General features: G+C 45.8%; 10 protein-coding genes. 2 read left to right on the top strand and 8 right to left on the bottom strand.

Translation table 11 applies throughout. The features are described 5' to 3' along the window. Positions 1 to 29: 29 nt before the first annotated feature. The 5 genes from M1D98_RS03565 to pcrB form a co-directional block, all read right to left on the bottom strand. Positions 30 to 1,223, bottom strand: coding sequence for an MFS transporter (locus tag M1D98_RS03565; protein ID WP_268522431.1), 1,194 nt, complete (start codon positions 1,221 to 1,223; stop codon positions 30 to 32). A gap of 124 nt (positions 1,224 to 1,347) precedes the next feature. Beyond that, complete coding sequence (locus M1D98_RS03560) at positions 1,348 to 2,538, bottom strand: CamS family sex pheromone protein (RefSeq protein ID WP_268559115.1); 1,191 nt, start codon at positions 2,536 to 2,538, stop codon at positions 1,348 to 1,350. Between the two features lie 15 nt (positions 2,539 to 2,553). Then, complete coding sequence (ligA, locus tag M1D98_RS03555; RefSeq protein ID WP_121642061.1) at positions 2,554 to 4,560, bottom strand: NAD-dependent DNA ligase LigA; 2,007 nt, start codon at positions 4,558 to 4,560, stop codon at positions 2,554 to 2,556. 23 nt (positions 4,561 to 4,583) lie between these two features. Continuing rightward, positions 4,584 to 6,803, bottom strand: coding sequence for a DNA helicase PcrA (pcrA, locus tag M1D98_RS03550; RefSeq protein WP_010329089.1), 2,220 nt, complete (start codon positions 6,801 to 6,803; stop codon positions 4,584 to 4,586). 61 nt (positions 6,804 to 6,864) lie between these two features. Then, positions 6,865 to 7,551 (bottom strand): heptaprenylglyceryl phosphate synthase, encoded by a 687-nt coding sequence (pcrB, locus tag M1D98_RS03545; RefSeq protein WP_456280009.1) that lies wholly within the window; start codon positions 7,549 to 7,551, stop codon positions 6,865 to 6,867. Positions 7,552 to 7,798: 247 nt separating this feature from the next. Between pcrB and M1D98_RS03540 the strand changes: the two genes are divergently transcribed. After that, complete coding sequence (locus M1D98_RS03540; RefSeq protein WP_121642060.1) at positions 7,799 to 9,376, top strand: FMN-binding glutamate synthase family protein; 1,578 nt, start codon at positions 7,799 to 7,801, stop codon at positions 9,374 to 9,376. Between the two features lie 37 nt (positions 9,377 to 9,413). Here M1D98_RS03540 and M1D98_RS03535 read toward each other — a convergent pair whose 3' ends face one another. The 3 genes from M1D98_RS03535 to M1D98_RS03525 are packed head-to-tail and all read right to left on the bottom strand — an operon-like array spanning position 9,414 to position 12,495. Then, a complete protein-coding gene (locus M1D98_RS03535; RefSeq protein ID WP_010329086.1) occupies positions 9,414 to 9,728 on the bottom strand; it encodes a YerC/YecD family TrpR-related protein in 315 nt (104 codons plus the stop codon). A gap of 2 nt (positions 9,729 to 9,730) precedes the next feature. Then, positions 9,731 to 10,726 carry a DUF3048 domain-containing protein gene (locus M1D98_RS03530; protein WP_010329085.1) on the bottom strand — a complete coding sequence of 332 codons (996 nt, stop codon included), beginning with the start codon at positions 10,724 to 10,726 and terminating at the stop codon, positions 9,731 to 9,733. A gap of 26 nt (positions 10,727 to 10,752) precedes the next feature. Then, the gene (locus tag M1D98_RS03525; protein ID WP_268559114.1) at positions 10,753 to 12,495 is read right to left on the bottom strand and encodes an adenine deaminase; all 1,743 of its coding nucleotides are present in this window, start codon (positions 12,493 to 12,495) and stop codon (positions 10,753 to 10,755) included. 129 nt (positions 12,496 to 12,624) lie between these two features. Here M1D98_RS03525 and M1D98_RS03520 point away from each other — a divergent pair, with 129 nt between their 5' ends. Beyond that, positions 12,625 to 12,858: a YgaP family membrane protein gene (locus tag M1D98_RS03520; RefSeq protein WP_268559113.1), complete on the top strand. Its 234-nt coding sequence runs from the start codon at positions 12,625 to 12,627 to the stop codon at positions 12,856 to 12,858. Positions 12,859 to 12,890: the final 32 nt, after the last annotated feature.

Below are 12,890 nucleotides of genomic sequence, written 5' to 3'. Positions count from 1 at the left end.
ATAATTTGTAAATATTTATAAAACATTGTCTATATTTGTTCATTTTTTAGTTTTAAAGATAAAAGCGCTGAAACAGTAAATATAATAAAATTCAAGAAAAATACATATTGAACACCCAGCCAATCAGTAAGGCTGCTCATAATTAAGATCGAGGCGCCGTATACAAATGTACTTACTGTATGCTGAGCGGACAGTATTTTCGGAAGCAAAGTTTCGTTTATGCTCTCCTGCACATAAGTTCTGATCGCAATTCCCCGGAGCTGAAATGAAGGTCCTAAAATAAAGACAAAAAGCAGCGATGCCAACGCATACTTGTTAAGCGCAAGGCATAGTGTGCAAGCGCCGATGGCAAGTGATGTCCATAAAATCATCGAGAACAGTTTTCCATTCATTATTTTTGAAAGTTTCCAAACGATTAAACCGCCTGTAATGGTGCCGGCGAAATAGCTTGCGTTAATAAACCCCCACCATGTTTCGTTTTGATGCAGCACTTCATCGACATAAACAAGGATAATGGCACCTGTCCAAATACTTCTGCCGAACATGGATAAAAGCTCAAGAACAGTCAGCATTCTGATAACAGGCATTTGATAAATTGCTTTCCACCCGGAGGAAATTTTATCCATAATAGACTCGTTTTCTTCCTTTTCGGCATCTCCTTTTCCCGCATCCTTGACAAAAAATAAAGATACTGTAGAGATGCCATAAAGCGCAAAAGTCAACAATAGAAGCAATTGGGGCCCGAGCCATTTGATCAAAATACCGCCGAGCAGCCATCCGAGTAGGAGCACGATTTGATCAGAGGTCAGCACCAGGCTGTTTGCTTTCAACAACATGGATTTTGGAACAAAACGGGGAATCATTGAATTTCTGACCGGAATAGTTCCTCCATCTAACAGCGACATTAAAAATACGATAAAGAAAAAAATCAAAATAGATTTAATATGGATCATAAATATGAGAAGCAACAAAGATAACAGAATGGTTTGCGTTAACTGTAAAAAAATCAAAATGTGCTTTAATCTGTATTTATGAATAAAAACCGGTATAAATACTGCGCTTAATGACTGACCCACAAACTGCATCATAGCTACCAGCGAAGCCAAAAAGGCCGAGTCTGTGACTTGATATGTAAACAGGGTCAGTACCAGCACGTATAAAGAATCTCCTAAATTGGCAATTGACTGGCCCGCCCATATGAAATAAAAGGATTTATTTTTCATATTTTCAACCCTTTTCTATTTTTAGAACATCATAACACAAATAAACACCCTCTCCAATGCTACTTAACCTTCAAAAAAACGCAAAAAACCCCTGCGCCGCAGCGGCACAAGGGGTGCTCCAATATTAGTCATAAATGTGAACAGTCGGCTCTTTATCTCCTGCATTGCGGATAATGACCGCTTCCTGTCCATCGGAAGACGTGATATTCACTTCGAGATTAAGTGAGCTCTTAGCGTAGTAATCCATCACTTCACCCGTTAAAAACTGGGTAAACGCGACGACTTCACTTTTTCCATAGAATTGCATTGGAATGTCGATCTTCATTTTCGTCATTTCATTATTTTCATACAACGCTGTCCCTACAACGCCTGTGTAGTTCGGGAAATACTCTTCGATTGAATTTTTGAACCGCTTAAAGACCTCGGTGTCATCCGGGTATTTTTCTGCTGTGGTTGTATCCGCCGGATAGAAAACATAAGTTTCATTGATGTCATCCCAATTTGAGATATCCGCGGAGCCTGCTTTGACTTCTGTTTTGGCTAAAAAGTTCCCCGGCACAATCGATGTTTTTGACGCCTGCTTGTAAAGCGCGATGGTGATCGGCACATTCTTCAAGTTATCTTTTTTACGGAGGCGGTTAATGACCTCCTGTGCGATTTTTTCTCCCTGTTTGCGGAGCGTGCTGTCCTTAATCTCCACCTCTTTTTGCGGGTCGCCTGTTTTTTCACGATAGTAATACACAGAGTTCAAGGCCAGTCCGATCATCACGCCGCCAAGCTGAATGGAATTTTTGTCTTTTCTGACTAAATAATCGTGCTCCAGCATGGATGCTAAATAAACCGGGCTGCTTTCGTTTTTCTCTTCTGTTGAACCGGAGCTTGGAAGCGCTGGGTTCAACCCTTCATTTTTGAAGTTTTCATCCTTTTTTTGGGCTTTTTTTAGATCAGAACCTGTTTTTTTCCGTGCAAGCCAGCTTAATACAGTATCTTCATCTAAATATTGCCCTTCTTGGAACAGATAATCTTCAGTTGAGAAAGAATCTTGGGCAAGACGCATCAGCCCTGTTTCAAACTCATCAATATCCAATCTTGTATTCAGCTGTTCCGTCGTCAAGCCGCGCGCTTTTCCCGCCTTAAATGGCAGCACCATTTTGTAATAGGAATCAGAGATGTTATATTTCGGGACAATCGCTTTTTCTGACGATTTCGCCGTCTTTTGCGTGATCTCTTCCTCCTTCTCCCCCCCAAAACCTGACGAGCAGGCAGACAGCATTAACACTGCCGCCGTTGCCGCCATTGCCAACGTCTTTTTCAATAGAAAACACTCCTCTTATTTCTTTAGCTCTCCGATTAACTGTTCTTCATTCCACACTTCGATGTCCAGCTCTTGCGCTTTTGTCAGCTTGCTTCCAGCCGCTTCTCCGGCGATGACCAAGTCTGTGTTTTTGCTGACGCTTCCAGTCAGCTTTCCGCCGAGCGCTTCAATTTGCGCTTTGGCTTCGTTTCTAGACAGTTCTTCCAGTTTTCCTGTCAGGACAATTGTTTTACCGGCAAAGTAAGAATCGCTTTCTTCTGCTTTTACTTTTTTCGGGCCTTTGTAGAGTGTATTGACGCCCAGCTCCTGTAGTTCATTCAAGAGATCGAGCATTTCTTCTTTATGAAAATAAGTGATGACCGCGTCAGCCATTTTTTCACCGATTTCGTCGATCGCAAGAAGCTCCTCTAAAGAGGCTTTTTTCAGATTCTCCAGACTTTCAAAATGCATGGCGAGCGTCTTTGCGGCCTTTGAACCGATAAAGCGGATGCCGAGTCCGAATAGCAAGCGCTCTAACGAGTTTTCCTTTGATTTTTGGATGGAGCTGATCAGGTTTTCAGTGGACTTTTCTCCCATTCGTTCGAGCTGGATGACCTGTTCCTTCGTCAGCTTATACAAATCCGCCACATTGCGGACAAGATTCTCCTCAAACAGCTGTGTGATGACTCGTTCGCCGAGCCCGTCAATGTTCATGGCATTGCGGGAAACAAAATGGATCAGCCCTTCCCGGATTTGCGCCGGGCATTCAGGATTAATGCAGCGAAGCGCCACTTCTCCTTCGATACGGACGAGTTCGCTCCCGCATTCAGGACATTCCGTCGGCATACTGAATTCCTTTTCCTCTCCTGTGCGCTGTTCAACAAGGACGTTCACGACTTCCGGAATGATATCGCCCGCTTTTTTGACAACGACCTTATCCAAGATTCGAATATCCTTCTCTTTAATTAAATCTTCGTTATGAAGGGATGCTCTTGAGACCGTTGTGCCGGCAACTTTTACCGGCTCGAGAACCGCGGTTGGCGTAATGACACCGGTTCTGCCAACATTTAATTCGATATCGAGAAGCTTTGTCACGACCTCTTCAGCAGGAAACTTATACGCGATGGCCCAACGCGGGCTTTTCGCCGTAAAACCGAGCTCCTCCTGCTGGTCAAGAGAATCTACCTTAATCACGATGCCGTCAATTTCATACGGGAGGTCAGCGCGCTTAGCCTGAAACTCATCGATCAGCGCTATGACTTCTTCTATGCTGCCGCACTTTTTTCGTTCCTGATTCGTCTTAAATCCGATTTCATCGAGAAAATCTAGTCCCTGGCTTTGTGTCCCCACTCCAATTTCGTCAAGCTCCGCTATACTGTAGACGAAGATATCGAGGTTTCGTTTCGCCGCAATTTTCGGATCGAGCTGTCTTAGTGATCCCGCGGCGGCATTTCGCGGATTGGCAAACGGTTCTTCTTCGTTTTTGATCCGTTCCTCATTGAGCGCTTCAAACGAAGGCTTTGGCATATACGCCTCGCCGCGCACTTCGATGGACAAATCACGTTTCATTTTGAGCGGAATATTGCGGATCGTCTTTAGATTCTCCGTAATATCCTCTCCCGTCGTGCCGTCACCTCTTGTGGCTCCTCTGACAAAATAGCCGTATTCATAACGGAGAGAAACAGCAAGACCGTCTATTTTCAGCTCCACATTATACGCCACATCGTCACCGACAGCCTGGCGCACGCGGCGGTCAAAATCACGGAGATCATCGGCATTAAAGGCGTTGCCCAAACTGAGCATCGGCGTGCCGTGAGTGACTTTCTGAAACGCTTCAAGCACGGCTCCGCCGACACGCTGCGTAGGAGAGTCAGGCGTTCTGAGAGCTGGATGCTCCTCCTCGATCGCAATCAGCTCCTGCATCAATCTGTCATATTCGGCATCAGGGACGCTCGGTTCATCTAAGGTGTAATATTCATAGCTATACTTGTTGATGGTGCGGCGCAGTTCTTCTGCACGCTGCTTCGCTGTTTCTTTGTCCATCTGCTTCTTCCTTTCCTCTTCAATTACTGCTTTTCAATAGGAGCGAATGCCGCTAACAGGCGTTTTACACCGACAGGGCTCGGGAAGGCAATATCCAGCTCCGTCCCTTCTCCTTCGCCTTTCACACTGACGACAGTTCCTGTTCCCCATTTTTTATGGCCGGCCTTATCTCCAACAGCCCAGTTTAAAGTGTCTCCGCCTGTTTTGCTGGCGTAGGATACCGGACGTGAAACAGGGCCGCGTCTCGGTTGCATTTTTCTCGCAGACGGCGCTCTCGTTTCTTTTTTCTCATTTAGGTTTTCCAATAAATCATCCGGTATTTCAGCAATAAAGCGAGATTCCGGATTCATATTTGTTCGGCCAAACAAGGTGCGCATTTTGGCGTTGGTCAGATAAAGCTCCTGCTCCGCCCTTGTAATCCCAACGTAAGCAAGACGGCGCTCTTCCTCCATTTCCGCTTCCTCCATGAGAGAACGGCTGTGCGGGAAGACGCCTTCTTCAAGCCCCATCAAGAAAACAACCGGAAACTCCAGTCCTTTCGCGGCGTGCAGTGTCATCAGGGTGATGGCATCCTTGCCGCCCGACTCTTCCTCCTTCTGGTCAAGCTGATCGATATCTGCTATCAGGGCCAAGTCTGTCAGAAACGCAACGAGTGTCTTGTCTTCGCTCTTCTGTTCAAAGTTTTTCGTGACAGACAGGAACTCGTCGATGTTTTCTAAACGGCTTTGGGCTTCGATTGATTTCTCAGCCTTCAGCATTTCTCTGTATTCCGTCTTATCAAGAATTTCTTCTGTCAGCTCTGTAATGGACAAGTAGTCCTGCATATTGGTCAGGTTCTCAATCATCTGCCTGAAGCTGTCGAGCGCGTTGGCCGCCTTGGCGCTAACGCCGATAAAATCAACCTGCTGAATCGCTTGGAAAAAGGACAAGCCGTTCATCGCCGCATACGAAGCGATTTTTTCAAGTGATGTCGCGCCGACTCCGCGCTTTGGCACATTGACAATACGCGTGAAACTGATATCGTCATCCGGATTGGATACGAGGCGCAGGTACGCGAGAATGTCTTTAATTTCTTTTCTGTCATAGAACTTTGTGCCGCCGACAATGTTATAGTTCAAGCCCGCTTTAAGAAGCGTTTCCTCAATCACACGGGATTGAGCGTTTGTCCGGTACAAAATGGCGATATCCGATAGCTTCCGCTTGCCTGAGCTGTGAAGCTGATAAATTTTACCGGCTACAAACTGTCCTTCGCCGAACTCGTTATCTCCGCGGTAGTAAGAGATTTTGACGCCATCATCGTTTTCCGTCCACAGATTTTTCGGTTTGCGGTTCGAGTTGTTTTTGATGACCTCGTTAGCCGCGCTCAAAATCCGTTTTGTTGACCGGTAGTTTTGTTCAAGCAAAATCACGCTTGCGTTCGGATAATCTTTTTCAAACGAAAGGATGTTGGTGATATCCGCGCCGCGCCATCTGTAAATCGACTGGTCAGAGTCCCCGACCACACAAAGGTTCTGAAAACGCTCCGCAAGCTGCTTTACGAGCATGTATTGGGCTCTGTTCGTATCCTGATACTCATCAACGTGGATGTATTGGAATTTTCGCTGATAAAATTCAAGCACTTCCGGCACACGGTCAAACAGTTTAATCGTCGTCATAATTAAATCGTCGAAATCGAGTGACTGGTTTTTCAAAAGCTTTTTCTGATAGTCAGCATATACGTCGCTGACCACCTGATCGTAATAACCGCCGGCAACTTTAGAGAATTCCTCCGGTTCGGTCAATTCGTTTTTCGCACCGCTGATCGTGCCAAGGATGCTTCTTGGGTCAAACTTCTTCGGATCAAGATTGCGCTCCTTCAAAATCCCCTTGATGACCGAAAGCTGGTCCGCCGTATCAAGGATGGAGAAATTGCGGTTGATCCCGATCCGGTCGATGTCTCTGCGCAAAATCCGCACGCACATGCTGTGGAAAGTGGAAATCCAGATATCGTCCGCGCCCGGTCCGAGAATGCTTTCCACACGTTCCTTCATTTCTCGTGCCGCTTTATTTGTAAATGTGATCGCCAAAATATTCCACGGCGCCACATGCTTTTCCGCCATTAAATAAGCGATTCTATGTGTCAGGACACGCGTCTTTCCGCTTCCCGCTCCCGCCATCAGCAAGAGGGGCCCGTCCGTTGTTTTGACAGCTTCCTGCTGAACAGGGTTTAGTCCGCTTAATAATTGATTGCTAATGTAATTCAACATTCGTTCACCCGCCTATACAAAACATATGTTCTATCATAAACCAAATCCGTACAATTTACTACTCGCCTTTCACAGCCGCTACTGTTTTCAACGCCCGGTCAAAATCTTCATAAACTGCATTGCCAACAACAACCACGTCCGCGTGCTCTGCATACTGCTTTGCCGTTTCCGCGTCCTTGATGCCGCCGCCGTAAAACAAGGTGGACGTTTCCAATACAGCCTTCGTTTTCTTCACGGCTTCTATGTCTCCAAGCACGCCGCTATATTCCAAATAAAATATGGGAAGCTGCAGCAGCTCAGACACACGCGCATAAGCGACAATATCGTCGACACCCAGATCGGCATCCGCTTCAGTCAAAGCGGCCGCTTTGCAATCCGGATTTGCGATGCAATACCCCTCCGCCACTATTTCTTCCATAGACATCAGTTCTCCGTATTCCTTCATGGCCTTCTGGTGCATTCCGACAATCCAGTCCGTGTTTTTGCTGTTTAATACACTCGGAATAAAATATAAGTCAAAGCCGGGAACGATCGCTTCAATCGCTGACACCTCAAGGACACAGGGCACCAAAAACCGTCTCACCTTGGACATCATCCGAAGGACATTATCTTCAGTCACACCATCGCTTCCTCCGATAATGACCGCATCCGTTCCTGACTCACAAAGAATCTCCAGCTGTTCATCAGGCAAATCTTTATTTGGATCGAGTTTAAAGACATGCTTCCACTCCGTTACATCGTACACGTCATACGTTCCTCCATTCGTTTGTTACCATTTAAACATTATAACAAATTCACATAGCGCGGAAAAACGGAAAAAGCCGTTAATCTCGTTATTCACTGAAAAAGGTGTTTTGATTCTTTTTTCGTCAAAAAAGAGAGCCCCAGAAAGCCTTTTATGGCTTCAAATCTAGGTTGCGATCCCCTTCTGTTATTGTTTGGAAAGTGTTCAACTGTGGAAAAGATTACATAAAAAAGGGAGGCTTATGCAGGTGGAATCTATCATGATCGCACTCATCGCATTTATTATCGGGATTATGGCGATCCCCATCGTTTTGTTTATATGGATTTATATAAGAGATGAAAGACAGGAGGAGCATTCAATTCTCCGCAACTATCCCGTCATCGGAAGGTTTCGATATATCCTTGAAAAAATCGGGCCGGAGCTCAGGCAGTATTTATACAGCAACGACAATGAGGAGCAGCCTTTTTCACGAAAGGAATATGAGCAAACCGTCATCTCGGGCAAATACAAAAGCAGAATGATGGGCTTTGGATCTGTAAGAGATTTTGATAAACCGGGTTTTTATATCCGTAACGCTCTGTTTCCAACATTAAAAGAAGAAATGCATGTAAACCAAACGCCTAAAATTGAAACCCATATCTATAAACTGGATGCTGACAATCTGTTCAAACGCAAGGAACACCCCGAACAAATCAAGGCCGATCCATATTATCTCCACCCTGATGATGTGCAGGTGATCGGCGCGCATACATGCGAGAAGCCTTTTTATGTGAAGGGATTAGTCGGGCAGTCCGCCATGAGCTACGGTTCTCTTGGAGAACGGGCGATAACGGCGCTCTCAAAAGGGCTTCATCAAGCAGGCGGCACATGGATGAATACCGGTGAAGGGGGATTATCGGAGTATCACTTAAAGGGCGGCGCCGATATCATTTGCCAAATCGGGCCGGGCCTTTTTGGCGTGCGCAAAAGAAACGGTCAATTTTCATGGGAGGAGTTTAAAAGAAAAAGCAGGCTTGACCAAATTAAAGCGTTTGAGCTAAAGCTGGCGCAAGGAGCGAAAACCCGCGGCGGCCATGTGGATGGTGCCAAGGTATCAGAGGAAGTGGCAGACATCCGGAATGTCGAACCGGGAAAATCGATTGATAGCCCGAACCGCTTTTATGAATTTTCAAGCACTCCCGAAATGCTCAACTTTATTGAGAAACTTAGAGATGTTGGCCAAAAGCCAGTCGGAATCAAAATTGTCGCAGGCCATCCTGGCGAATTGCACGAGCTTTTCTCCTATATGCAGAAAAGCGGACAGCATCCGGATTTTATCACGATAGACGGGAGTGAAGGCGGTACTGGCGCTTCCTTTTATGAGCTTGCTGACACAGTCGGCCTTCCGATTATGACAGCACTCCCTATCGTTGATACGCTGCTTAGACAGTACGGCTTGCGCAGCCAGTTGAAAATCTTTGCTTCCGGAAAGCTCCTGACTCCTGACAAAATAGCGGTCGCTTTAGCCCTCGGCGCTGATTTTGTCAACATTGCCCGTGGCATGATGTTTTCCGTGGGCTGCATCCGCGCCCTCGTCTGCCACACCAACACATGTCCGGCAGGTGTGGCGACAACAGATCCAAAACTGCAAAAAGCACTGAGCGTTGAGGAAAAACAGCATCGTGTCTGCAACTACGTCATTTCATTGCGCGAGGGGCTGTTTAACCTCGCAGCCGCAGCGGGCATCAATTCGCCGGTCCGCTTTTCCAAGGAGCATGTTGTTTACCGAAAAGAGGATGGCAGCGCCGTCGAGATCGACAAACTGATCTACCAATTTGTTTCATAAAGAAACCGCCCATGCCAAACGGCAGGGCGGTTTTTTGTTATTTTGACGGAGACTCTGTTTCCGTCTCCTTCACACGGTCAAGCGCCAATTCATAGGCGTCATTGCCGTAATTTAAGCAGCGTTTCACACGGGATATCGTAGCCGTCGAAGCGCCTGTTTCTGTTTCAATTTTATGGTACGTGTTTCCTTCGCGAAGCATGCGCGCCACTTCAAGGCGCTGAGCCAGCGATTGAATTTCGTTAATTGTGCAAAGATCATCGAAGAACCGGTAACATTCCTCCAGGTCTTTCAGTGATAAGATCGAGTTGAATAACTGGTCCAGCTCTTTGCCGCGTAATTTATCGATTTGCATCGTTACACACCTTCTCCTTTACTAATGGAAGCCGCATCGAGATCGGGCACGATATTGATCCAAGTCTTTCCGGGGACAAGAGGCAGCCATTTGCCGTCTTTTACCGGCACAATTCTGCCGTTTACTTGTTTCCAGTCTGTTTCAATGACGTTTCCGTGCTGAAACAATAGACCTTTTCCCCCTGATTCTAGATCGATGTCCCGCCTTCCATCTTGATCAATAATATGATGGCTGGCTTCAACAATGAAAATATTCTGCATTGCAACCGGCTTTCCGGTTTCCCGGTCTGTCGTCATGACTCCATCAGAGCTTCTTTTATAAGCTTTAGCTTTTTTATCATAGTTATATTCGACAAGATTCGTAACGTTCTTTGTTCCATAATCTACCCGAACATTGTAAGATTCATTTGCAGGTTTTGCTTCTGATGTTTGAAACAGCAGCGGATCTGTTTTCTGCTTCAGCTCATATCCCATTTGTTCCGCCGCCTTTTTTATGTAATCATAAGACGTGTAGGAATTATGTGGCGGTTTGCTGAAATCAGCTCTCCAAAATAAGCTTCCGTCAAAATCCAATCCGTTCATATAATCGGCAGCTCCGGATTCCAGCTGCTCTTTGGCGCCAGGACTCCAGCCGTGATGGACAAATATGCTGTCAAAACCATTGTTGAGAGTGACGAAATATTCCCTCGCGCTCCGCACAGGTCCGACAGTTTCGGGCATCTGGCTTTGGAAAATGGCCAGAAATCTCGTGATTTGCCCTTCAGCAAGCGCTTCTATCACAATGTCGGCTTTAGACAGTCCTGACTGCGGCCTCGCCTTCGGATGGTTGTTTACCACAACAGCAACAGGCCGGCGTTCAGTCACCTTCTGTTCAGTTGCAAGTCCAGTTAAAGGAGCTTTCAGCTTCTTTTCAGCATCCGGGACTGCATCCTTCTGCTGGCAGGACACCAGCAGAAAAAATACGAAACACAGCATGCAAACTGTCATCCATTTTTTCATATGTCGGCTCCCCGCTCTTTTATATTTTAACGCATTATCGATGGAAAGAGTACAGTTTTTTTCATGACGTCGAAGATTCCTCTCGGCGTAATGCGTATATACGGAAGGTGCGTACTTTGCAAAAAGAGCAGCGTATAGACGGGATCACAAAACTCATAGCCTCTTTCAGTCAAAAGATCTCTCAGCTTTTGTTCCTTCTCCAGCACGTCTTCATACGCTTCCGAAGAGGCACAGCCGCACAGCGCAAGCGGAATTTCATGGAGAATGTTCCCGTTTTCCGCAAGCACGATGCCTCCCCCGATCTCTTTCATGCGGGCGAAAGCGAGCAGCATATCCGCTTTATTTTTTCCGATCGCAACAATATCACCCGTCGTCGTAAAGGAGCTCACAAATCCTTGGACGCTTGAGGCAAACCCTTTAATCATCGTATTGACGCGCCATTTCCCGTGTTTGTCGATCATCGTTAAATAACTTTCATCATGGTCAAACGAGAGCTGTTCCATCGAATTATCAATCTCAATCATATACGGCTCCATAATGACCGCATTCCGCATTTTCACGCCCATCGGCATGGAAAACTGCAAATCATCCATCGTCATATCATATGAAAGCTCAAGCGGGACAAGACCGCCTTTACTCCAGTACGTCTTTGTAAACGCATTCAAATCACAGCCGTCTTCTCGAAGGATGGTCCCTTTTGACAGAACTGTCACGGGATTCGGGTTGAACGGATCTTCAAGTATATTGAGCGATGCCAGCCTTCCCGGTCCAACCACTCCTAAATAATCATCCATTTGATAATACTTTGCGATATTAAATGATGCCATATTGTAGGCATCGATTGCCGGGACTCCTTCTTCTAACGCGATGCGGATCAGCTCGTTTGTCATGCCGCCTTTATAGAAATTCGGCGTCGCACCGTCTGTCGTGTAAAAGAAATGGTCATAATAGCGGAAGCCCTTATCATGCAGATCCTGCAAGATTTTTCTTATATCAGGGCGAATGGAGGAATTCCGAAGGGAAACATAGTACCCCAGTTCCAGCCTTCTCATCACTTCATCACCCGTCATCGCTTCATGATCACAATCCGCTCCGAACAGCTTCATTTTTGTAAGTGTTTTATCTGAAGCGCCTGGAAAATGCCCTTCAATGCGTTTTCTCTGCTTCTTTGTAGCTTGCATGCAGTGAAGCATTAAATCATCACCATCTACCAAACGAGGCCACCCGGTCATTTCTCCGCCTTGAATCACATCCGGATGTTCAATCCACTGCTTTCTGACGTCAAACGGAAGAACATGGTCCTCGTTCAGCACTTCGGTTTGAAGGTCATAACGAGACCACCAAAAATATTGAACAGGCTGCTTTTTCAGTTCATTCAAGATCGTAAGCGCTTTCTTTTTTCCGCTTTGTAAAAGCAAAAACAAGTTATCATTCACAAATGTCGTTGTCCCGTATTGAGACACATATTCAGCCAGCGTTTGGGGATTATATATTTGAAAAGGATGTGCGTGCGGTTCGATATACCCTGGCACAATGTAATTTCCTTCACAATCTATCGTATGAATTTCTTCGGCTCTATTCGGAAGTTCATGACCCACATAAACGATGCGGTCCTGATAAATCCAAATGTTTTTTTTCAGCCATTGTTTTACATATGGATTTAAGACGAGAGCATTCCGTAAAAGGAGCGTTGGAAGCAGCTTTGAGTCTACAACATCAACCTGTGCCCTGATGTCTTTGTTTTTCCAGTTAAAGGTGCGTTCGGACATTCACATACTCTCCTTTACATGTATTAGAATCATGTTATCACATCCTTCCTGATCACGCACGATATAAACGTTACAAATTTTTGAAGGTTCAATTAAAAAACTTTTTTTAAGTAAAAGGAGCGGATTTCCATGAAACCAAACATCAGTCTCATCAATGCCGTCTTCAGAATCGCCTGCGGGCTGACGATTATGTCAGTCGCCAGCGCCAAGTTTACGAAAAAGCCTTGGTGCAGAATGCATCTCTTTTACATCTTTATGGGAGCCTTGAAAGCAGGTTCGGGAATCTTGCGCTTCTGCCCTTTGGCCTACCTGTTTCAAAACAACGATTCCGACAATAACGAACAGGAGCAGCAAGACAGATAAACGAGAAAGCTTGGTCACGAAACGTGATCAAG

The organism is Bacillus sp. K7 (genome assembly GCF_053903245.1).
Note: the sequence above shows the minus strand (reverse complement) of the source record. Positions and strands in the feature narration are given on the sequence as shown.

What these genes read in the sequence shown, in the direction of transcription:
- M1D98_RS03565 (WP_268522431.1), bottom strand. Translation starts at nt 1,223, where the DNA reads ATGAAAAATAAATCCTTTTATTTCATATGGGCGGGCCAGTCAATTGCC.
- ligA (WP_121642061.1), bottom strand. Translation starts at nt 4,560, where the DNA reads ATGGACAAAGAAACAGCGAAGCAGCGTGCAGAAGAACTGCGCCGCACC.
- M1D98_RS03535 (WP_010329086.1), bottom strand. Translation starts at nt 9,728, where the DNA reads ATGCAAATCGATAAATTACGCGGCAAAGAGCTGGACCAGTTATTCAAC.
- M1D98_RS03530 (WP_010329085.1), bottom strand. Translation starts at nt 10,726, where the DNA reads ATGAAAAAATGGATGACAGTTTGCATGCTGTGTTTCGTATTTTTTCTG.
- M1D98_RS03525 (WP_268559114.1), bottom strand. Translation starts at nt 12,495, where the DNA reads ATGTCCGAACGCACCTTTAACTGGAAAAACAAAGACATCAGGGCACAG.
- M1D98_RS03520 (WP_268559113.1), top strand. Translation starts at nt 12,625, where the DNA reads ATGAAACCAAACATCAGTCTCATCAATGCCGTCTTCAGAATCGCCTGC.